Origin of the sequence: Extibacter sp. GGCC_0201 (assembly GCF_017566055.1) — a bacterium.
In the GTDB taxonomy this organism is placed as follows: domain Bacteria; phylum Bacillota; class Clostridia; order Lachnospirales; family Lachnospiraceae; genus Extibacter.
On record NZ_JABFCH010000132.1, the window covers coordinates 1 to 227 of the forward strand.

Here is a 227-nt window from a genome sequence, read left to right on the forward strand (position 1 = left end):
GACGAGATCGACAAGGTCGCCAAGCGCAGCGAAGCCGGCATGAGCGGCGGCGACGTCAGCCGCGAAGGCGTGCAGCGCGACCTGCTGCCGCTGGTCGAAGGCTCGACCGTCAGCACCAAGTACGGCGCGGTCAAGACCGACCACATCCTGTTCATCGCCTCCGGCGCGTTCCATCTGGCCAAGCCCAGCGACCTGATTCCGGAGCTGCAAGGCCGCTTCCCGATCCG

Annotated in this window: 1 protein-coding gene; it reads left to right on the forward strand. The window is 67.4% G+C overall.

Translation table 11 applies throughout. The features are described from left to right. Window positions 1-227, forward strand: a 227-nt coding sequence (locus HJV72_RS18990; protein ID WP_208073428.1) for an AAA family ATPase, incomplete at both ends; no start/stop codon positions are given.